The organism is Tropicimonas omnivorans, from assembly GCF_031846565.1.
GTDB lineage: Bacteria > Pseudomonadota > Alphaproteobacteria > Rhodobacterales > Rhodobacteraceae > Tropicimonas_B > Tropicimonas_B omnivorans.
Genome location: NZ_JAVRHL010000021.1, coordinates 1 through 235 on the forward strand (window position 1 = coordinate 1; position 235 = coordinate 235).

General features: G+C 62.6%; 1 pseudogene. It reads left to right on the plus strand.

The annotated features are described in order from the left end of the window. Positions 1-235: pseudogene (locus RM543_RS18910) on the plus strand (recombinase family protein); the annotation flags it as partial.

Genomic DNA, 235 nt, shown 5'->3' on the forward strand with positions numbered 1-235 from the left:
GATCTCTACCGTCAGAAGATCAGCGATCTGGTCAATGCCCTTTCAGACCCGGAAGTTCGGGTCCAGGCCGCCGAGGCGATGCGCAGCCTGATCTCCGAGATCCGGATGATGCCGACAGCGGACGCGCCCGATGGGCACAGGATTGAGCTGAGCGGAGATCTGGCGGGTATTCTGGCCTTGGGAGGTGCGGATACGACAAAGCCCCCGCGTATGGCGAGGGCTGGGTCGGAAACGA